Consider the following 20,879-nt stretch of genomic DNA (forward strand, 5'->3'; position numbering starts at 1 on the left):
CGATATCCTCTGAGGAATGTCTGACACGACTCTCGGCAGGATACGGAATAAAGTCCAATATATAGTTGAATGCATTTCCATACATGATACATATGGATCATGGACCTGCGCCACTTACGCTATTTCGTCTCCATTGCGGATCACGGGAGTTTTACCCGTGCAGCCGAAGCTCTGCATATCGAGCAGCCACCACTCAGCCAGCAGATCAAAGCGCTGGAAACAGAACTGGGGCTCTCCCTCTTTCATCGTTCCCGACGGGGTGCCACCTTGACGGAAGGGGGCATACACCTCCTGGCAAAGGCGCGACATATTCTGGAAATGGAACGCGAGTTCTATTTACTGGCAGGAGGGCTGGCACGAGGTGAGCAAGGGCGACTGCGCCTTGGTATGGCAGGTGCGGTCGCCCTCCTCCCCCTCATTCCGCGCGCTATCCGACTGTTTCGAGAACGCTGGCCAGATATCGTCATCACTTTGGACGAAAGCAATACTCCTGCACTCTGCGAAGCTTTGCATGAACACCGACTGGACATTGCCATCGTCCGTCCGCCAGCGCCGGATCCGCGTATCACCCTTCACCCCCTGTTTGATGAACCCACGGTTCTGGCCATTCCCAAAGGCCACCCCCTCTCGCAGCAGGATCGTATCCCGCTTTCCGCCGTGGCCAACGAACCTTTCCTGATTTTCAAACGCGAACTTGGCCCCGGTTTTTATGACGCTATCATCGCAGCATGCCAGAAAGCGGGCTTTACACCCCGGTTGGGTCAGTCCACTCCACAGATTGCGGCAACAGTTCCCATGGTGGCAGCCGGGATGGGTGTTTCGATTGTTCCCGCCTATCTGAGTCAAATCCACGCTGAGGGCGCGACATTCCATCCTATCGACGGCCCCATGCCCCGCGCCTCTATCGCCCTAGCCTCCAGCCAGCCTGAACTCTCAGGGCCGAGCGCACGGTTTCACCATCTTCTCAGCGAACTCGCTGGACGAATGCCAACCGCATCACTCCCATCTGCACCTGCTTCAGTGCCTTAAACGATCATCACGTGATTTCTCGAACAGAGAATTTTTCCACACATCCTGCTGAAGCGTAATTAACGAGGTAGGACCAACGCCTTCAAGTGCGGCGTCGTCAGAAAATTAAATCCTGTACAATCCTAAATGGAGAAGTATTAACCAATTAGTTACCAGATGATTAAGTAAAAAGAAATTGGATAGTCCCAATTTCCCAAAATAAAAAACACCCCTTTGACTAAAAATCAAACAACACAGAAAGTAATCACGTCTCTTTGATAGAGAGTCATCAAGAAGCAAAGCCCCGCTCTAAATCCTTAAAATATATAGATATTTTATAAGAAATTATTCTTATATATCGAAAACATATGGATAAAACCAGTTTCAGCGAATGGATGTTCGCTCATTTCTCTTCCAGACAATGCGCTAGACGGACCGCAAGAAAGACGGGCCGACGGAAACATAAACAAAGCGCAAGCGGGATCAGATCACCGCCAAGGAGAGTTGCAATGATTATTTCGGCAGCGACGGATTATCGAAAAGCAGCAGCTCGAAAACTTCCTCCATTTTTATTCCATTACATTGATGGTGGATCGTATTCTGAACATACATTGAAAAGAAACACTGCAGACCTTGCGGACCTTGCTTTGAGGCAGCGTATTTTGCGCAATGTGTCCGACCTGGATACTTCTACTGAATTATTTGGTCGCAAACTGGCTTTTCCAGCTGCCCTCGCCCCGGTTGGCCTGACAGGAATGTATGCTCGCCGAGGCGAAGTACAGGCCGCGCGTGCTGCAAGCCGCAAATGCATTCCCTTTACCCTCTCTACCGTATCGGTTTGCCCAATCGCAGAAGTACAGGCTGCAGTTCGGGAACCAATCTGGTTTCAGCTTTATGTGCTGAAAGACCGCGGTTTCATGCGAGACGCCCTGGAGCGTGCAAAAGCCGCTGGCGTAACAACTCTTGTTTTTACGGTCGATATGCCCACACCCGGCGCGCGTTATCGCGATGCCCATTCGGGCATGTCCGGCCCGATGGCCAAATGGCGGCGCTATGCTCAGGCCATAACACATCCGCAATGGGCCTGCGATGTTGGTTTGCGTGGGCGCCCGCATGACCTGGGTAATATTTCAACATATCGCGGTACGCCTACAGCCCTTGAAGATTATATCGGCTGGCTCGCAGGTAATTTCGATCCCTCAATAAGCTGGAAAGATCTGCAATGGATCCGCGATTTCTGGGAAGGGCCAATGATCATCAAAGGCATTCTAGACCCTGAAGACGCAAAAGACGCCGTCAAATTCGGCGCGAATGGGATTGTCGTTTCCAATCATGGTGGACGGCAACTTGACGGTGTCCTGTCCACCATTCGGGCCCTTCCCGCGATCGCGGATGCTGTGAAAGGGGATCTGAAAATTCTGGCTGATTCAGGGATCCGCAGCGGGCTGGATATAGCGCGAATGGTCGCTTGCGGAGCCGATGCCGTCCTGCTTGGGCGCGCCTTTGTTTATGCACTCGCAGCAGCCGGCGAACGCGGAGTTTCGAACGTGCTGGACATCATTGAAAAAGAACTCCGCGTTGCAATGACACTGACTGGAGCACGCTCCATCTCGGAGATTACCTCCAACAGCGTCGAAAAGCTTGCGCGGGATCAATAAATTAAAAAATATGAAGTAAAAATACAGCATGTTGTGTCTCTTTATAAGAATACAACATGCAAAACACCCTATCCCTACACATAACCTATGCCGATTAGGAATATTGCAGTTATGTGCGATACTTTCTTTCAATGGTCTGCGTCGTCTTTATCGCACATCAGGAATAAAAAAATATCTGGAAGTGTAACGCTGACAGGCATCATCTTGCTTGTTGCACTCTTAGTGTTCCACTCCGCCCGAAGCGCTCCCAAGGCCCCCTCTACTCAACTGAATACAACAACCCATGCCACATCTACTCACCCCCGACTGAGAGAACATCTTTCAGACCCCAATCAGCTCGAAAGCCTTTTCAATACTGAAAGTCTATCTGCGCTCCTCAATCACAGAGACGATGCATTGAGGGAACGCGACCTGTCTGCGGGCTATTTCGTGCCTGCCCAAGCCTTCGGCAATCTGGTTCCACAACTATCCCCAGCGAGAGCATGGCTTGGCAAACACGGCTACACATTCCAGTTCGCCTATAAAGGAGAAGCGCTTGCCAACGTAAGCGGGGGCCTGAGCCGAGGCATGTCTTATGCCCATGAACTCACGCTGATCAACAACCTCGACCTTGGAAAACTGCTCGGTCTGAATGGATGGATTTTGCATGGCGTTCTAATGGAACGGGCAGGTCGACAGATCAGTTTCGATCACGTCGGAGAGCGACGCATTCTACTCTCGGAAGTTTACAGCCTTTCTGGACACATGGCTGCTCATCTGGCGGATTTTTATGTCGAAAAATCCTTCCGACGCAACAGCATCAATATCAATCTTGGTCGCCTCACCCTCACCCATACCTATGGCACATCCCTGCTCTTGTGCACATTCATGATCCAATGTTCTGCTCCAGTGGGGATCAAAGGCGTTCAGGGATGGAGCGTCTATCCCAAGGCAACATGGGGCGGCACAGTTCGACTGCGCCCCACACGCGATCTGACTTTAAGAACCGGCGTTTATGCGTCCTCCGTACTCACATCCAACCCATCGGGATGGGCATGGGGCAGCGAGAAGCAAACCGGCGTCATGCTCCCGATCGAACTAACTTGGGAACCCTTCTTCGGCCCCCGGAAACTGCCAGGCCACTACAAACTGGGCTTTGGTCACGACACCAGCGGCTTCGCGGACCTGATTGGGAATGTCCCCTCTTCCATGGCCCTTCGCTATGCCGTGCGCAGGCCTCAAGCACGCGATACGTTCTACATTGAGGCCGATCAAATGATTTACCGCAGTCATGGTCTGCATCAGATGGCGGGAGGCTATCTGATGGCAGGATATATTCACAATACTCCGCAAGTCTCTGTCTTCTCAGACCAGTTTTACGTCGGCACCTCGCTTCTTGGCGTCATACCGTTTCGTCCGCTCGACCGCTTTGGCGTGATGTACTCCTATTACCAGATCAGTAAACGCCTCACGCTCGGACAAAATCTTCTCCAACAGGCCGGACTCCCCTTTCCGGCAGGCGTGAACGGTCCACAGACCCATACCGCAACGCTGGAAGCCTATTATGGCATTCCAATAATGCCGGGTCTGCTGTTTCAGCCCTCTTTCGAATACCAGATGCGACCAGGGGAAACCTCCGTCATCCCGAACGCAACGATCATCGGCCTCAAACTTATCGGCAACCTTTAAACCCTCACATCCAGAGCCGGACATCGGCATGGATACGCATCATCGGCACGCAGTCAGGAGAATAAACCCATGTCCCCCTGGAACCAGATTTACGACCCAGCCGGAAATATCATTGTTTCAAGCCTGGTCGCTCTTATACCGATTGCATTCTTTTTCGTGGCGTTACTGGTTCTCCGCATGAAGGGCCATATCGCCTGCACCATTACTGTCATCCTCACAGCCATCATTGCAGTCCTGTTTTACGGCATGCCGGTACCGTACCTGATCGCGACAGGAATATACGGCTTTCTATATGGCTTATGGCCTATAGCATGGATTATTCTGGCTGCCGTCTTCCTGTACAAGCTCTCGGTCAAAACCGGATATTTCGATATTATTCGATATTCAATCGTCACAGTTTCTGATGATCAGCGCATTCAGATCCTGCTCGTCTCCTATGGGTTCGGTGCCTTTCTTGAAGGTGCCGCAGGATTTGGTGCTCCGGTCGCAATTACAACCGCGCTTCTCGTGGGTCTTGGCGTCCCTCCCCTTTACGCGGGTGGTCTCTGCCTTCTCGCCAATGCTGCCCCTGGCGCATTCGGAGCAATGGGCATTCCCGTCATCGTCGGTGGTCAGGTTATCGGTGCAGATCCGTTCCTGATCTCCCGCCTTGCAATGCCCCTTCTGGCAGGATTGGCTTTTATCATTCCTTTCCTTCTGGTGCTGATCGTCGATGGCCTACGAGGACTACGAGAAGTCTGGCCAATTACCCTCGTTGCAGCCCTGACTTTCACCATCACACAGACTTTGGTCGCTGTGTTCGTCGGTCCTGAACTTCCTGATATTGCGGCAGCGCTGGCAACTCTGGTGGTCATTCCTCTCTTTCTGAAGTTTTGGACGCCCGCGACCAGTTTCCGTTTTCCTCAGAACAGCAAGGCGACGTCTGTTACCGGACCTGAAAAGGCTTATGGCACCAGCGATATTATCCGTGCCTGGATGCCGTTTGTCATTCTGACGGTGTTCGTAGCGATCTGGAGCATTGCGCCCTTCAAAAACCTTTTCAAACCGGGTGGTCCGCTGGCTTCAACCGTCATCACGTTTCCCTTTCCCTATCTGAATGACCTAATCATCAAAATGCCTCCGGTGTCGCTGGAGCCCACGCCATATCACTCCATCTTCAAACTCGATCTTATATCCTCGGTTGGCACAAGCATCATGCTGACGGCGATCCTTTCGACATTCGTCCTGCGTGCCCGTCCCCGGGATGCAGCAGCAATCTTTTTCCAGACACTCAATGAGCTGAAAATTCCGATCTATTCTATCGGCATGGTTCTTTCATTTGCTTATCTGGCAAACTACTCCGGCTTGTCTGCAACGCTTGCTCTCCTGTTTGCCGCCACATCTTCTGCCTTTACATTTCTGTCTCCAATCCTTGGATGGCTGGGCGTTTTCCTCACAGGATCGGATACATCCTCAAACGCCCTGTTCGGAGGACTACAGGCAGCCACAGGTCAACAGATCAATGTCAGCGGCCCCCTGCTCGTCGCTGCCAATGCTGTTGGGGGTTCAGTAGGAAAAATGATTTCACCACAGTCCATTGCCGTGGCCTGTGCGGCCGTCGGAATTGTTGGACGCGAAGGAGAAATGCTCAAATTCACACTGAAATGGAGCATCTTACTTGTTCTTATGGTGAGTAGCCTGCTCATAATACGGATCTATCTGTTTGGTTAGATCCCGATCCTGGCGGCCTTCTGATAAAAGACAGCTCTGGGCTCTGTAAATTCAAAAACTATACTGGCTGACGGACGCGCAAATCAGGCGTCCGTCAGCCTTTTTTGTCCAAGGGCTACAAGCCCTTTTCCTGCAAAATAACCATGACATACCAAGCGCGCTCATTTCGCAGGACACAAAAATCCCATAAAAATAACATTTAAATCACAGATTAGTGTGATGAGTATCAATTTATGACCATAAATCCCACCATGACGGAAACCCCATATATTTTCCTTTTAAAACAATTATTTATATTATTTTAAGTTCTAATAATCTCCGAAACAGAACACCGAAATCAGATATGAGGTCTTTTTTATGAGATAATTCTATCATTGTCACAGTTATATATAACAGTGTAGTCGTTACGCATGAGATGCTCGAATCGGAGATGAGCGATGGAGCGTGACGCTACCTGGGTTGGTACAAGCTGGAAGATGAACAAAGGTCCTTCAGCCGCCGCTGAAGCTGCCGACAGACTGGCCCGGTTATCATTCCCGGCAACCATTCAACCGTTCGTCATTCCACCTTTTACGTCCCTGAAGGATGTCTGTGACAGTCTTTCAGGGAGCCGTGTGATTGTTGGCGCCCAGAATATGCACTGGGAAGACAGCGGCGCCTGGACGGGAGAAATATCACCCGTCATGATTTCCGAATGCGGGGCAGAACTGGTCGAAATCGGCCATTCAGAACGTCGTGCATACTTCGGAGAAACGGACTGGACCGTTAATCTCAAGGTGCATTCCGCGCTGCATCATGGATTAAGACCACTCGTCTGTATCGGCGATACCGCTGAAGAATATTCTCATGATGTCACACTGGAAACGCTCGCCCGACAGTTGAAAATCGCTCTGCACGGCGTTTCCGAACACGACATTCCAAGAGTGCTCATCGCATACGAGCCTGTCTGGGCCATTGGAGCAGGTGGACGGCCTGCCGACGTGCCGTTCATTGATAAAGCCCATAACCATCTGCGAAGTGTTCTGATCAATCTCGCAGGGTTGGAAGCAGGCTCCGCAGTACGCCTTCTCTATGGTGGAAGCGTCACTCAGGATAATGCGGCCAGTTACAGCAGCCTCCAGAACGTCAATGGGGTGTTCGTCGGACGCGCAGCCTGGAATGTCGAGCATTTCCACGCTCTGGCAGAAGGCGTCGTCGCATGACTGCTCAGACAGCTTTCGAAACACGCTCCGTTTCTGCCCGCCGGCAGAATATTCTGGATTACGTCCGGGATCGAGGCGGCGCTCAGATCGACGAATTGGCAGGCCATTTTGTGACGAGCAGAATGACCATCCACCGCGATTTACAGGTTTTGTCAGAACGCGGCGTCCTGCGACGTGTTCATGGCGGCGTCACAACTGTGCCCAAAGCCTTCTCGGAAGGAAGTACGGCCCAGCGCAGCCACCGTGCCGTCGAAGCCAAAAAGGCAATCGCAGCTTTGGCCACAACCTTCGTGCAGGACGGAGAAATCATTGCACTGGATGATTCCACTACATCCCGTTTTCTTGCAGAACGCCTGACAGAAAATCTTGCTCTGACAGTTGTGACGAACAGCATGGGAACAGCCAACCTGTTCACCAGCAATGCCAACGTTAATCTTCTGCTGCTTGGCGGTCGCTATAACACGGATTTCGACGCCTTCTTCGGAACGTTGTGCGAGCAGGCTGCGGCATCCCTGCGCGTCAACACATTGTTCCTGTCCGTGGCAGCAATCCGCGGAATGACAGCCTACCATCAGGAGCAGGACATCATCAAAGCCAAACAGGCTCTGATGAATATCTCCGACCGGCGCATCCTGCTGGTGGATAGCACCAAATTCGGCGTCATCACGCTCAACCGTTTTTCTGATCTGACGGAATTTGACGTGGTGATTACGGACTCAGGTCTTGAAAAGGACCTGGAAGACACACTCCGCAACGCCGGGATTAACCTGGTAATTGCGGAAATACCCGTCACGAGGGTGAATAAAACCAACGTTATTCCTGAATACCTCCCTTAAAAATGGAGAAAAACATGCGTATCGCAATTGGTGGCGATAAGGCTGGTGAAGGCTTGGCCTCTCTCATTGCAGCACATCTGCAAGCCACAACACCCCATACCATCGTTGATATGTCTCACCCCGAAGACAACCAGCCGGAACTTTATTCCGAACTGAGTGAACGGGTTGGTCTTGCCATCACGGAGGGTAATTTTGATCGCGGTATCCTGTGCTGTGGAACAGGAATTGGCGTGTGCATTTCCGCCAACAAAATTCCCGGTATCCGCGCCGCCCTGACGCATGACACCTATTCCGCTGAACGTGCCGCGCTCTCCAACAATGCCCAGATCATCACCATGGGCGCACGAGTCATCGGACCGGAATTGGCCAAGAGCATTGTGGATGCCTGGCTGGCACACAGCTTTGACCCGTCCGGCCCTTCAGCAGGCAACGTGGCCGGAATTGAGACGCTGAGCCGGAAGTATTCCGAGCACCATCTGCCAACACCAAGCTGCTGACATCACATCGTACCGTTTTCCGGCACGGGACCGGAACGGATCATACGGAAAGACAGAAACATGAAGAAAGCTCTTTTCCTTGGCGCTCTCCTAGCAGCAACGCCCTTGGCAGCACAGGCCACCGACAGCAGCACACCACTGCGGTTCGTGCTGATCCCGAAGGTCGTCCATCCCTGGTTCGACAAGCTCAATAACGGTGCCCACGCTGCAGCCGATATGATTGCCAAGACAACTGGCCAGAAGATTGAGATCGAATATCGCGCGCCCCAAACCGCTGATGTGTCCTCCCAGAACGACATTATCGAGCGCGCCATTGCAACCCATCCGGATGGGTTGATCCTCGATCTGCTCGACGAAAAGGGTAATCGCGCCACGATGGATGAAGCCATCGAGCAAAAAATCCCCATGACCGTGTTCGACTCCCTCCCCCCGGAAGGTATGAACATCACGGCTGTTGGCGCGGATTTCTGCGAGCAGGGAACGATTGCGGCCGAACGTCTCGCCACGCTGATTGGCAAGAAAGGTGAAGTCGCCATCATGATGGGCGTCCCGACCGCACCAAACCACACCCTGCGAGCAGAGTGCGAAAAGAAAGTGTTCGCAAAATATCCAGAGATCAAAGTCGTCGCGACAGGGATTGATAACGACAGCATCGAGACCGGCCAGAAACAGGCCTCTGCCATTATGCAGGCCCACCCCAATCTTGCTGGATGGGTCGCGTGTGACGCTTCCGGACCAGTGGGTATCGGTCAGGCCATTCGTGAAAGCGGAAAAGCTGGCAAGGTACAGGAAGTTGGCCTCGATAACCTGAATGACATGCTTCAGCTCATTAAGGATGGCGTTGCTGAATCCACTGCCTCCAGCCGTCCGGAAATGCAGGGTTACTGGGCCGTCGTCTCCGCTTGGCAGAGCGCCATGGGTCAGAAAACCCCAAAATACATCGATACCGGCATCGACGTCATCACCAAGAAATCTCTCTGAACTCTGCTCTGAAGCAGGAGGCACGATCATGGCGGTTCTTCAGGTAGAAGCTGTCCGTAAAAGCTACCCCGGCGTGGTCGCGCTTGACCACGTCGATCTGACGCTTGAACCGGGCAAGATCCATATTCTCGCTGGCGAAAACGGCGCGGGCAAATCGACGTTGATCAAAACCCTGACGGGTCTGGTCAAACCCGACGAAGGAAAAGTGGTGATCGAGGGACATGATGCTCTTGCGGATCATAGCCTGTTCTCCCGTATCGCTTACGTCCCGCAGGAACTGAATCTGTTCCCGTCCATGACGGTGGCGGAAAACATGTTCATGCCCTTCCATCATTCGGGATTTGGTCGCGTGACCATTTCCCGCAAGGCGATGGAAGCGGAAGCCGCAAAGTTCATTGAACGATTTGGCATTCATGCCCGCCCAGGACAAACTGTCAGTCGCATCAGTGTGCCAGACCAGCAGTTGCTCCAAATTGCCCGCGCAGCCTGCCGCGACGAATTCAAGGTCCTGATCCTGGATGAACCGACATCGTCCCTGACGGCCAATGAGACAGAGCATCTGTTCCGCATCATCACCACGCTGCGCGACAGTGGATGTGCCATCGTTTTCGTCTCACACAAGATGGAAGAAATTTTCAGTCTTGGCGATACAGTCACTGTTCTTCGGAACGGACGAAGCGTCGGTACTTTCCCCATGGACGGCATGACGGAAGAGCATCTTATTCGTCTCATGTCTGGCAACTCCGTCCAACTGGAAGAAAAATTCCAGCCCCGTGGCGCGATTGACGACAACGACATTCTGCTTCGCGTGGAAGGACTGACAGGTCCCGGCTTTTCGGACGTCTCGTTTCAGCTTCGCAAAGGCGAAATCCTTGGCTTTGCAGGCCTTGTCGGTGCTGGCCGGTCAGAGGTCATGCAGACCATGTTCGGATACCATTCTGCAAAAGCCGGTCGCTGCATCTTGAGCGATAAAGAAATTCCACGTGGACGGACGGATCGCGCCGTTGCCATGGGAATGGTCTATCTCTCCGAAGAACGGAAGCATCATGGCATTTTCCCGCTGCTCAGTGTGCGGGAAAATATCAGCCTGTCCGTTCTGGAAAAGATGAAACGCGGCGGAATCATTTCTTCCGGCAAAGAGAAATCCATCGTCTCCGACACGATTGAGAAGTTCGATGTCCGCACATCGTCAGCCGCCAAGAAGATTGTTTATCTGTCTGGTGGAAACCAGCAAAAAGCCATTATTGGCCGCGCCATGGCCCGGCGCCCCCGTATCCTGATTTTCGATGAACCCACAAAAGGGATCGATATCGGAACCAAATTCCAGATTTATCGCATCATGCAGCAACTCGCCGAAGAAGGCGTCGGCATCATTCTCGTATCGTCCGAAATGACCGAGCTCCAACGCTGCGCCACCCGCATCATCACCATGTACGACGGCCGCACCACCGGTTCGTTCGATCAGGCCACCACTGACGTCAACACGCTTGTCGGCGCGATCATCGGCGCCACGGAGACCCGCCATGTCGCTTGAAACCACACTCCCTGGAGCTACCCCCACCCCTCCTAAGACGTCCTCCCTGCGCACGCTGATCGCCCGGATGGTTGCCAACCCACTTGGAGGCGTCATTGGCGCGATGATCCTGATTTTCGGGATCTCCTGCCTGCTCTCCCCGCACTTCCTGACGTCTTTCAACATGATCATCATCGCGCGTGCACTGGCCTTTATTGGTCTGGTCACGATTGGACAGGCCGTCCTGATGATCCTTGGAGAACTTGATCTGTCCGTTGGGGCCATCGGTGGCCTGGCCGGTGTCGTTGGCGGCATGCTGATGGTGCAAATGGGGCTAAATCCCTGGCTTTCCCTCGGCCTGTGCCTGTTGATGGGCGCTGGGTGCGGCCTGCTGAACGGTCTGCTCATCACACAATTACGGCTACATTCCCTTGTGCTGACCATCGGCATGGCAGGCGTCTATGGCGGTGCCAATCTTGTGGCCACCCGTGGCGTTGCCATTACAGGCGTGCCACATGAAATCAGCTTTCTGGGTAGAGGTCTGGTTTTCGGACTACCCGTCCCCTTCCTGATCCTTCTCGTCTGCCTGACAATCGTTGCCTTCGTCATGATGCGCACCCCCGTCGGACGTTACATCTACGCAATCGGCAGCAATCCACAGGCCGCGAAAATGCTCGGCATCCGCGTCAACGCCATTCGCGTTGGAGCTTTTGCTCTGGCTGGTTTTCTGTCCGCGCTGGCCGGTATCCTGATGGTGGCCCGTCTCGGAACGGCTCAGCCCTCGATTGGTGACACCTGGGTACTCTCCCCCATCGCCGCAGCCGTCATTGGCGGAGTTGCCACCACAGGGGGGCTGGGAAGCCCGGTTGGCGCCGTGTTTGGCGCCGTCATCATTGGCATCATTGAGGACATCATCGTCCTCTTCGGCATCTCGCCTTACTGGCAGTCCATCGTGAGCGGCGGCATCGTTGTGCTGGCCATCTCTCTGGACTCTCTCGCACGCCATTACCTCAACCGCGACGCGTCCTGACCCGTCCGCAGCTTTCCATCCTGCAAAAGGAGAGACTTACATGACCAAAATCTGCGGCAATGCCTCCGAATTCGCAGCCTCCGCCCTCCATGGATACAGCATGGTCCACAGAGATCTTGTCAAAATGATCCGTGGTGGCGTCATGCGTGCCAAACCGGGAGCACAAGGAAAGGTCGCCGTGGTTGTCGGAGGTGGCTCCGGCCACTACCCCGCTTTCATCGGATATGTCGGCAGCGGCTTTGCGGATGCAGCCATTGCAGGCGACATCTTCGCTTCACCATCCACCCAGGCCATCCAGAGCGTGGTCCGTCAGGCAGATCTGGGAGGAGGCATTCTCCTCGGTTTCGGAAATTATGCCGGAGACGTTCTGAACTTCGGCATCGCCGCAGACAGACTGCGCGCGGAAGGCTACGACGTGCGCATCCTTGCCACGATGGATGATGTTGCCAGCGCCACCGAAGGCGAGAGAGAACGCCGCCGAGGCATCGCGGGTGATCTGACAATATTCAAGATCGTCGGAGCTGCGGCCGAAGCCGGTCTTGATCTGGATGCCGTCGAAGAAATCGGGCACCGGGTGAACCGCCAGACGAGAACCTTTGGCGTGGCATTCGATGGCTGTACGCTCCCCGGAGAGAAAGACAAGCTGTTCCATGTTCCCTCCGCCCGCATGGCTCTTGGACTGGGAGTTCACGGAGAACCCGGCATCGGGGAAGACAACATTCCCACGCCTCAGGCCCTCGCCCAGATCCTTCTGGACAAGGTTGTCAGAGAACTCCCGGCGGATGCCCCGCGCCGCGTTGCCATTACCCTGAACGGCCTAGGAAGCACGAAACAGGAAGAGCTTTTTGTTCTCTGGGAAGCCCTCGCGCCTCTGCTAGAAAAAGCCGGGCTGACGGCCATTGCTCCCCTGGTTGGAGAATACGTTACAAGCCTTGATATGGCAGGCTGCTCCCTGACCCTGACCTGGCTTGATGAGGAACTGGAACAACTCTGGCGTGCTCCCGTCGATACGGCAGCCCTACGTCACGGCCAGATCGAAGACGTAGAGACGCAGCCTGAAGATCTCGTTACTGAGAGCAGCGTTACCTACATGAAATCCTCAACAGCCGCGGGCCGCCATGGAGGACAATGCGTTTCTGATATGATGGCTCATCTGGCAGACGCTCTCGCCAAAGCAGAGGCGGAACTTGGCCATATTGATGCCGTAGCTGGCGACGGAGATCATGGGCAGGGCATGGCCCGAGGGTCAGCAGCGGCACGGGCAGCCGCTTCCAAAGCCGCAGCCTCCGGAGCTGGTCCTGCCACGGTCCTGTCCGCTGCGGCAGATGCGTGGGCGGACCGCGCAGGCGGGACATCTGGCGCGCTTTGGGGCGAAGGCCTGAGAGCATTCAGTCTGGCTCTGGACGATAATGCTCTCCCCTCCTCCCAACATCTCGCATTGGGTGCCCGACAGGCCATGGAACGCATCATGACCTTGGGTAAGGCTAAACCCGGCGACAAAACCCTGATTGATGCGCTCGTTCCGTTTGTCGAAACACTTGAGACCCAACTGGCTGAAGCAACACCCCTTCCACAAGCATGGGCAGAAGCTGCCAAGGCCTCCCAGGCCGCCGCGGAAGCCACAAAGGACCTGCTGCCAAGACTTGGTCGCGCCCGAACACATGGGGAAAGAAGCAAGGGCCATCCCGATGCGGGCGCTCTGTCTCTTGCTCTCTGCACTGATGTCGTAGGTCAAAAACTGCAAGCATCACTACAGGAAAATTATTACCCCACAGAACAACGGCACCAATCTGCCAGCCTATAATATCCTTTTATCAGACGGCGGGATCGACACTTTTTCAAAATACTAATGATCTCGCCGATACAAATCCTTTCAAGTCAGGCACTGCAATTCCTGGAAGTTCGAAGATAAAAAAATCGAAAAGCTATCATTATAAATAGTTTTTCGATCCATCCAGTTGAAGGGTGCGTTCGGTTTCAAGATCAATCGGAATACCTGTGATGATCCGTCGTCTGGCTTCCGCCCATTCACGATCTCCCGGCGCCATCACGGGGTGTTGCGGATCTACTGACGGACTTCTGCGCAGAAGATCCAGATAGCTGCCCATCGCTAAATCATAGGCAGCCTGCCCGACAAACCTTGCCGGATCTATTGCAATCGCAAAATGGCCGACATTCTGGCGCTTCCGGAAGTTCTGCTCTTCATCTGTCCCGACCATAACCGGGTCCAACGCTGCCCCCGTCAATGCGCCGGCCAATATTGTTACCAATCCTGCCAGTGCAGCGCCCTTAAACCCGAAATCCTCTCCCCCAAGAGGTTGAAGAAAAGATGCCGCCAACGCGTCCTGCGTGGCATACCCGGAATTGTCCGCCGCAGCCCCCGCAGGTAACGGGAGACCCAGCGAGCGATAAAGCTTCACACGATTGAAAGGGATGGAAGATGTGGCAATGTCCATGAACCATGGATCGGAGTTCTTTACAGGCGCTGCCATGGCAATCGGATTTGTCCCATGGAACGGTTTCGCTCCCCCGAAAAGGGACACAGCAGCATCAGAATTGCTCATGATCAGACCGATCATGCCTTGTCGGGCAGCTTCCACCACAAATGCCCCAGCCGCCCCAAAATGGGAGGAATGATGCACGCCCACAGCTCCGATCCCGGCCTCCCGCGCGAGCAGGACGGCTTCATCCATGGCGCGATAGGCTGCAGGATGGGCGAGCCCACCGTCAGCGTTCAGTTGACCAGTCGCAGGCCCGGTCCTTTCAAAAACAGTGGAAGGCCGCGGATTGATCCCCCCGCTTTGGAGCAGCCGGACGTAATGCCCCACCAGACGGACGCCATGACTGTCCACACCAATACGGGACGCATGCAGAAGAGCGCGTGTCGTAGCGTCCGCATCCCTGTCCTGCGCACCGGCTTGAACCAGTTGGGCTTTGACCTGCCGGGAAAGAACGGCTTCCGGATAATAATGAACGTTCGTCATGCCATTCATGAAGAAGATCCCATTTTTCCACGAGGGGCCAGAACGTCCTGAACGCGACTACGATCAAGGGACCCGTTCCAGACTGCCATAACAACGGGCGCTACACAGTTTCCGGCCAGATTACCCACAGCGCGCGCAATTCCGATAAACCAGTCCACAGCCAGCAGCAGGACCAGACTGGACAGAGGGATCGACGGTGCAGCAGACAGCGTCGCTGCAAGCACAACAATCGCAATACCTGGTACACCATGCGCGCCCTTGGAGGTAATCAGTGCCGTCGCCAGCATGGAGAGCATCTGGGTCAGGGTCAGGGGTGTTCCGGTAACGTCAGCCAGAAAGACAATGGCAAAGCCGAGATAAATGGAGAGCGCATCCAGATTGAGGGAATACCCCGCTGGCACAACAAGCCCCACCACTTGTCGAGGAATACCCATAGTCTCCAGCTTGGCCATAATGCTGGGAAGTACGGAATCTGAACTGGTCGTCGCCGTGACAATCAGGATTTCTTCACGGAAATAACGGGCAAAACGCCCTGGATGCACACCGCAGGCCAGCAGACAGCCGCCAAGAATCACCACGATGAAAACGGCAATCGCCACAAAATAGAGCACAACAAACGATGCCAGCCGACCAATGGCATCCAAACCGTATTCAGCAACGGTTGTAGCAACAGCTCCAAGTACACCCAGCGGCGCAAGAGCAATGATCAGGCGCATCATACGCGAGAAAAGTGTCGAAAGACTTTCAATCAGGCGCGTCACAGGCGCCCCTGCTTCTCCAATACGAGACAGACAGCAACCAACCAGAATAGCGAAAAACAGAATTTGCAGAATGTTTCCATCAGCAAATGCAGCGACTGGAGAGCGTGGAATCAGACCCAGAATGAAACCAGTAAAACCCTGCCCGTGCAGAACATGGGCGTTCGCTGCATAGGACGACACAATATGCAGATCTTCCGCGCTTGGCGTGAAGGTCATTCCCTGCCCCGGTCGAAGCAGCATTGCAGCCCCGACTGAGAGCAGAAGCACAAGCGTTGTCATGCCTTCAAAATAGATCAGCGATCGAAAACCGAGACGTCCCACGGCACTCAGAGATCCGGCTCCTGTGATGCCGGTCACAACGATACAAAACAGGAGAGGACCAACAGCCATCAGGATAAGCCGCAGGAACAGGTCCGTCAGCCACCGGCACTCTCCTGCCAGGTGCGGAACAAACAGGCCCAGCAAAATGCCCAGACATGTCGCCGCGACCACCTGAGAGAAAATTCCTGGACGAAACCTGTGCTTTGCACCTGCCGGGAGGATCGTGTCGTTTTTCATCCAGCTCTTCTTCTTACTATCGTTTCAGAAACCTGGATCCAGTAGGAGAAATCCTTCTGGATCACAGGCCTCCAATCTTCTGCCTTCAGTATGTTACGTTCATCTTTGCACCCACGAAACGTGGTAGACCAGGCATCACGCCATAGAATGTCGCCTGTGTACCACCGGAGAGCCAGTAGCGACGATCCGCAAGATTCTGGCCATACACCGTGACAGACCAATGCTGTTTCGGTGCGGCAAAGGTCAGGAAGGAGTTTACGAGGAAGTATGCCGGGGCACGGTAAATGCCACCGTCACCAATGTGCTGCGGCTGCGTCTGTGCCCCACGATAGTTGTAATCCACGTCGAAAGTCATCTTGTAGTCGCGGAACATCGACCATGAGTAGGTGGCAGCGCCAGACAGCGTCAGATTTGCCAGCCCCATATTATAGCCATTGTAGTTCGTGTTAACCGGCGACCAGACGCCTGTTGCGGCAAACTGGGCCGTGGTTGCACTACGGTTAAGGCTCTGGAACTGGGAATAGGAACCGTTCTGATAACCGAAATTCTGTGTCAGGACGAGACCACTGAACGGATGTGCTTCCATGTCAAACTCAGCACCATAGATATTGGAGCGCGGAGCGTTCACATAACCACCAAGCACCCCATACGGAGGCACAAGAATGGTACCCAGAAGCTGCTGATCACGATAGTCGTAATAGAACCCTGCGGCATTAAAGCGCAAACGGCGGTTAAAGAGCATGGTCTTGAAACCACCCTCGTAAGTCAGGACCTGTTCGGCCTTGAAAGGCTTCAGCTGGCTGGCTTCCTGGGTAATATTGGCGGAGAAACCGCCCGGCTTGAAACCACGCGAAAACATTACGTAGCCCATAATATTCGGCTTGAACTGGTACTGTGCTCCGACACGCCCGGCAAACTGGTTGGTCAGCGCTCCTGAGTTACCGAAGTTCTGCACACGTGTTCTGGCCCCCGTGTTCAGATCATAATCGGCACTGACAACATTCAGCATCTGACGGTCATCAGACTCATGGCTGATGGCCCCGATCAAGGTCAGTTTGGGCAATATTCGATAAGAGAGCTGCACGTACTGGTTGAAGTTCTGCTGATTTTGACGATAGGAAGTCTCGTTCAGAGGCGTAGTGTTTGGGCGGTCAGAGGAATCATACCAGAAGTTCTGCGCCATCCGGGCCCGACTGTAATACATGCCCACTTCCCAATGGAACCTGGCATGAGGGTTCAGGGACTCAAGCTTGACTTCCTGGGAAAACACATTCGTCTGGTTATTGCGGAACATGTTGCCATACGACGCAACGGAATTCGTCTGGTTGGTCAGCTCATGCTCATCGACCGTTTCGAAAGCACTCAGCGTCCACAGTCGACCCCAGCTGAAATCCTTCGTGTATCGGACATTAGCCCCCCAGAACATATTGTCTTCACGAGGCTTCTTGTCGTTCGCATTAATACCGATGATCTTTGCAAATCTCGGATCAAGCCCCCATTCCGTTTCCATGATATCGGATGTAATTGGCACACCGTAGCTGTTGTACAGATTGTGACCTGAGGAAGCTTCAGACTGATCTGTCGTCCAATGTCCCCCGATATCAAGCGTCGAGGTCTCGTCAATCTTCCAACGCAGCTTCCCACGAAGAGCACCGATATTGGCATTGCCGTATCCTTCCCCCTTGGAATTATGCTGGAACCCTCCGCCAGTCATGGACTGCCCTGCCAAACGGAACGAAACAGACCGCGAGAGTGGTCCCGAAACGTACCCTTCCACACGGTTGCGGCCATAACTGGCAATATCTTCCGTCAGGCCAGCATGAAAATCAGGCGTTGGATCTGCCGTATGAAAATTGATTTCACCACCCGTGGTGGACTGTCCATGCGTAAAGCCAGATGCTCCGGGTGCCACGGAGATATCGTCCATGTCAAAGAGCATCCCGGACGTCATGATACTGACCGGATAAGCCACACCATCCACATACGGCATGACAGACGGCGTGTTGTTCTGGGTGAAGTCCATCAACCCGACGCCACGAAGAGCAAAGTTCAGAGCAGAGCTACCAAACGAAGGCTGGATCGTCAGGTTAGGAGCGACACGAACGATATCGGTCAACTGACGGACGTTACGGTTCTGGAGCTCCTGGCGAGACAAAACGGTTTCGGAATGAGCTTCATGCTGACCCGCTCCAGTCACGCCCCGTCGAACGCTGACATGAACCATTTCACTACCGGAAGCAGAAACAGTTTTAGGAGCATGACGCTTCACACTGTTCGCACGCCCGTATGTGGTGTGCATGCTCTGCTTTGTTGCTGCAACCGCCTCAGAGCCCCCCGCACATGACAATAGAGCCGTGGACAAGAGCAAAGTGCGCGCAGAAAACTGGTAGAGGAAACCTCGACAGGAAGAAGCATACAACATCAGGCGTTTCCAGATCGACAGGATGGGGCATTCAGAAAATCTGATGATTCACGGGCATTGCGAATCTTGTATACCAGATAAGACAAATTCACATTGAACGCCACCCAAAAAGAGACGGACCCGGAATGTTTTGAATGTGAACCACCAACCTACTTGCACTTATGCTAGGGCAGGTTCATAAAATTTTTTATGTGCAACGATATCACAAGCGCATTGCCATGCAGCGGCATCGCAATTGACGACCGCATCATGACGGCCATCCTTTCAGGAAAAATTTTACCCGGTGAAAGACTGGGCGAAAAAGATTTAGGACAGACATTCGGCGTTTCCCGCACGTTGGTAAGAGAGGCCATGATGCGCCTTAGCAGTCGCGGCATTGTGGCCGTTTCACCTCGTCGGGGCTGGTTTGTTATCGAGCCCACCATCGAGGAAGCCCGAGAGACAATTGAGGCCCGCCGATCCGTTGAAATTGGCCTCCTTTTTACCCAGAAAAACATTCCTCAAGGAGCTCTAAATGAATTAGAAAACCATGTCACCGAACAACAAAAAGCCATTGATGCGCGGGATCTCGCTAAAAGAAGTTATCTGCTTGGGCATTTCCACGTTAAACTTGCAGAAATTTATGGAAATTCTGTTGTTGTTGAAATACTTGAAACGCTTACGGCCAGAATTTTATTAATAGCAACCCTTTACCAGTCTACACATGAAGCTCAAATATCCTGCAACAACCACAGAGATATGGTAAATTCACTAAGAAAAAACGATAAAAGGGAGGCGATCAAGATTATGAATGAACATTTCTCACATCTTGATAAGGCTTTAAGTAACAGATCAATAAAAAAAGATTCTCCCTTACGGGTTTATGAAATCTCTAACCTCCCTGGAAATACATAATCGCTTCTGTTCCCATTTTTTCAATACAACCACACGAATTTTTTTCGCGATATCTCAAGACAGGAAGAATATGCTCCTCAGTTATAAGACCTTCCACTTCCTTCCTGGACCAGTCACCTTCCACACTTACAAGCGTGTATTTTCCAGAACTTTCTGCATATTCATCAATTATTCTCTTTATCCTTTCTTTATTCCGATCTCAAACCACTGCTCTGACGTACACGCTCCATAAGAACAACAAAATCTCTATCAGCATCGCCTGCACTAATAGCACTCAACAGGCGATCCCGGACGATAGAGGCATAAGGCAATGGAACTGCGTAATCTCCACCCGCATCCAGGAACATCCCAATATCTTTCAGTCCAAGTGTCACAGGCGCCCCAGGGGAATCAAAGTCTTGATTGACCATCAGCTGACCGTAGTTCATGTGAACCGGCGCGTCATAAAAACTACCTGTCATGACTTCGAAAATTTTCCGCGGATCAGTCCCCGCTTTTTCGTTGAGTGCAAAGACTTCTGCCATTTGTTCAATGGTCGAATAAATCATAAAATTCAAAGAGAGTTTTGCGAGATTGGCTTGGGTCGGATCATCGCCCAGCCTGAAGATTTTCGGCCCAAAGCATTTTAATACTGGTTCCAACCGATCCAATGCTTGACTGGCTCCACCAGCCATGACGAACAACTCTCCCGCTTCGGCTGCAGGCGGTCGACCGAGAACATTGGCACTGACATAGATCTGCCCACGCTCGGTGTGCCCGTCTCTCAGCCGTCGCGCCAGAGTCAGCGAGATTGTGCTGCAACAGACATGGATGGCCTGTGATGTCAGTCCAACTGCGATCCCGTCCTTGCCAAACGTTATTTCTTCGGTGGTCGCATCGTCTAACATCATCGAGAAAACGATTTCGCTATCCCGGGCAACAGAAGCAGGAGTTTCGCATCGTGTCGCCCCATGCGCCACCAGATCGTCCGCTTTCGTTGCAGTTCGGTTGTAAACAACAACCTCATGTCCTGCATCGAGAAGACGCCTTGCCATAGGGTGCCCCATGGCACCGAGCCCTACAAATCCGATCTTCATAACACTCTCTCCCGTTTCTCATCTGAGCAATGTCAGATGGCATTTTATTGCTAACGTTCTTCGCACACCGGCTTTGGCAGG

At 53.2% G+C, this 20,879-nt stretch carries 16 protein-coding genes; 12 read left to right on the forward strand and 4 right to left on the reverse strand.

The annotated features are described in order from the left end of the window. Positions 1–99: 99 nt before the first annotated feature. From AC3B6F_RS10460 to AC3B6F_RS10510, 11 genes are all read left to right on the forward strand, one after another. Complete coding sequence (locus AC3B6F_RS10460) at positions 100–1,029, forward strand: LysR family transcriptional regulator (protein ID WP_489824306.1); 930 nt, start codon at positions 100–102, stop codon at positions 1,027–1,029. A 488-nt stretch (positions 1,030–1,517) separates the two neighbouring features. Beyond that, a complete protein-coding gene (gene lldD, locus AC3B6F_RS10465; protein WP_489824307.1) occupies positions 1,518–2,666 on the forward strand; it encodes an FMN-dependent L-lactate dehydrogenase LldD in 1,149 nt (382 codons plus the stop codon). Positions 2,667–2,753: 87 nt separating this feature from the next. Further along, positions 2,754–4,334 carry a carbohydrate porin gene (locus AC3B6F_RS10470; RefSeq protein WP_489824308.1) on the forward strand — a complete coding sequence of 527 codons (1,581 nt, stop codon included), beginning with the start codon at positions 2,754–2,756 and terminating at the stop codon, positions 4,332–4,334. A 69-nt stretch (positions 4,335–4,403) separates the two neighbouring features. Further along, on the forward strand, positions 4,404–6,044 hold the full coding sequence (locus AC3B6F_RS10475; protein WP_415516096.1) for a lactate permease LctP family transporter: 1,641 nt from the start codon (positions 4,404–4,406) through the stop codon (positions 6,042–6,044). 437 nt (positions 6,045–6,481) lie between these two features. Continuing rightward, entirely contained in the window at positions 6,482–7,246 is a 765-nt protein-coding gene (locus AC3B6F_RS10480) for a triose-phosphate isomerase (protein ID WP_023941870.1), read from the forward strand. Next, positions 7,243–8,082 carry a DeoR/GlpR family DNA-binding transcription regulator gene (locus AC3B6F_RS10485; protein ID WP_489824309.1) on the forward strand — a complete coding sequence of 280 codons (840 nt, stop codon included), beginning with the start codon at positions 7,243–7,245 and terminating at the stop codon, positions 8,080–8,082. The genes AC3B6F_RS10480 and AC3B6F_RS10485 overlap by 4 nt, the downstream gene beginning before the upstream one ends. A 14-nt stretch (positions 8,083–8,096) precedes the next feature. Continuing rightward, positions 8,097–8,579: a D-erythrulose-4-phosphate isomerase gene (derI, locus tag AC3B6F_RS10490; protein WP_489824310.1), complete on the forward strand. Its 483-nt coding sequence runs from the start codon at positions 8,097–8,099 to the stop codon at positions 8,577–8,579. A 60-nt stretch (positions 8,580–8,639) separates the two neighbouring features. Further along, positions 8,640–9,560 (forward strand): substrate-binding domain-containing protein, encoded by a 921-nt coding sequence (locus AC3B6F_RS10495; protein WP_489824311.1) that lies wholly within the window; start codon positions 8,640–8,642, stop codon positions 9,558–9,560. Positions 9,561–9,588: 28 nt separating this feature from the next. Beyond that, on the forward strand, positions 9,589–11,094 hold the full coding sequence (locus AC3B6F_RS10500; protein ID WP_489824312.1) for a sugar ABC transporter ATP-binding protein: 1,506 nt from the start codon (positions 9,589–9,591) through the stop codon (positions 11,092–11,094). Then, a complete protein-coding gene (locus AC3B6F_RS10505; protein ID WP_489824313.1) occupies positions 11,084–12,103 on the forward strand; it encodes an ABC transporter permease in 1,020 nt (339 codons plus the stop codon). Before AC3B6F_RS10500 ends, AC3B6F_RS10505 begins: the two co-directional genes overlap by 11 nt. Positions 12,104–12,143: 40 nt before the next feature. Beyond that, positions 12,144–13,907: a dihydroxyacetone kinase family protein gene (locus tag AC3B6F_RS10510; protein WP_489824314.1), complete on the forward strand. Its 1,764-nt coding sequence runs from the start codon at positions 12,144–12,146 to the stop codon at positions 13,905–13,907. Between the two features lie 127 nt (positions 13,908–14,034). Here the strand turns inward: AC3B6F_RS10510 and AC3B6F_RS10515 are convergent, their stop codons facing one another. The 3 genes from AC3B6F_RS10515 to AC3B6F_RS10525 form a co-directional block, all read right to left on the reverse strand. Further along, complete coding sequence (locus AC3B6F_RS10515) at positions 14,035–15,096, reverse strand: Ldh family oxidoreductase (protein WP_489824315.1); 1,062 nt, start codon at positions 15,094–15,096, stop codon at positions 14,035–14,037. After that, positions 15,093–16,406: a cation:dicarboxylate symporter family transporter gene (locus tag AC3B6F_RS10520; protein ID WP_489824316.1), complete on the reverse strand. Its 1,314-nt coding sequence runs from the start codon at positions 16,404–16,406 to the stop codon at positions 15,093–15,095. Before AC3B6F_RS10520 ends, AC3B6F_RS10515 begins: the two co-directional genes overlap by 4 nt. An 85-nt stretch (positions 16,407–16,491) precedes the next feature. Then, a complete protein-coding gene (locus tag AC3B6F_RS10525; protein ID WP_489824317.1) occupies positions 16,492–18,705 on the reverse strand; it encodes a TonB-dependent receptor in 2,214 nt (737 codons plus the stop codon). A 312-nt stretch (positions 18,706–19,017) separates the two neighbouring features. Here AC3B6F_RS10525 and AC3B6F_RS10530 point away from each other — a divergent pair, with 312 nt between their 5' ends. Continuing rightward, complete coding sequence (locus AC3B6F_RS10530) at positions 19,018–19,722, forward strand: GntR family transcriptional regulator (protein WP_211569259.1); 705 nt, start codon at positions 19,018–19,020, stop codon at positions 19,720–19,722. Positions 19,723–19,910: 188 nt separating this feature from the next. Here the strand turns inward: AC3B6F_RS10530 and AC3B6F_RS10535 are convergent, their stop codons facing one another. Then, positions 19,911–20,798, reverse strand: coding sequence for an NAD(P)-dependent oxidoreductase (locus AC3B6F_RS10535; RefSeq protein ID WP_489824318.1), 888 nt, complete (start codon positions 20,796–20,798; stop codon positions 19,911–19,913). Between the last annotated feature and the right edge of the window lie 81 nt (positions 20,799–20,879).

Source organism: Gluconobacter sp. ESL1110 (assembly GCF_058107395.1).

Coding starts and splice junctions, on each gene's coding strand:
- AC3B6F_RS10475 (WP_415516096.1), top strand. CDS start 4,404: ATGTCCCCCTGGAACCAGATTTACGACCCAGCCGGAAATATCATTGTT.
- AC3B6F_RS10505 (WP_489824313.1), top strand. CDS start 11,084: ATGTCGCTTGAAACCACACTCCCTGGAGCTACCCCCACCCCTCCTAAG.
- lldD (WP_489824307.1), top strand. CDS start 1,518: ATGATTATTTCGGCAGCGACGGATTATCGAAAAGCAGCAGCTCGAAAA.
- AC3B6F_RS10520 (WP_489824316.1), bottom strand. CDS start 16,406: ATGAAAAACGACACGATCCTCCCGGCAGGTGCAAAGCACAGGTTTCGT.
- AC3B6F_RS10515 (WP_489824315.1), bottom strand. CDS start 15,096: ATGAATGGCATGACGAACGTTCATTATTATCCGGAAGCCGTTCTTTCC.
- AC3B6F_RS10535 (WP_489824318.1), bottom strand. CDS start 20,798: ATGAAGATCGGATTTGTAGGGCTCGGTGCCATGGGGCACCCTATGGCA.
- AC3B6F_RS10495 (WP_489824311.1), top strand. CDS start 8,640: ATGAAGAAAGCTCTTTTCCTTGGCGCTCTCCTAGCAGCAACGCCCTTG.
- AC3B6F_RS10470 (WP_489824308.1), top strand. CDS start 2,754: ATGCCGATTAGGAATATTGCAGTTATGTGCGATACTTTCTTTCAATGG.
- AC3B6F_RS10510 (WP_489824314.1), top strand. CDS start 12,144: ATGACCAAAATCTGCGGCAATGCCTCCGAATTCGCAGCCTCCGCCCTC.
- AC3B6F_RS10485 (WP_489824309.1), top strand. CDS start 7,243: ATGACTGCTCAGACAGCTTTCGAAACACGCTCCGTTTCTGCCCGCCGG.
- AC3B6F_RS10500 (WP_489824312.1), top strand. CDS start 9,589: ATGGCGGTTCTTCAGGTAGAAGCTGTCCGTAAAAGCTACCCCGGCGTG.
- AC3B6F_RS10525 (WP_489824317.1), bottom strand. CDS start 18,705: ATGCACACCACATACGGGCGTGCGAACAGTGTGAAGCGTCATGCTCCT.
- AC3B6F_RS10460 (WP_489824306.1), top strand. CDS start 100: ATGGACCTGCGCCACTTACGCTATTTCGTCTCCATTGCGGATCACGGG.
- derI (WP_489824310.1), top strand. CDS start 8,097: ATGCGTATCGCAATTGGTGGCGATAAGGCTGGTGAAGGCTTGGCCTCT.
- AC3B6F_RS10480 (WP_023941870.1), top strand. CDS start 6,482: ATGGAGCGTGACGCTACCTGGGTTGGTACAAGCTGGAAGATGAACAAA.
- AC3B6F_RS10530 (WP_211569259.1), top strand. CDS start 19,018: ATGTGCAACGATATCACAAGCGCATTGCCATGCAGCGGCATCGCAATT.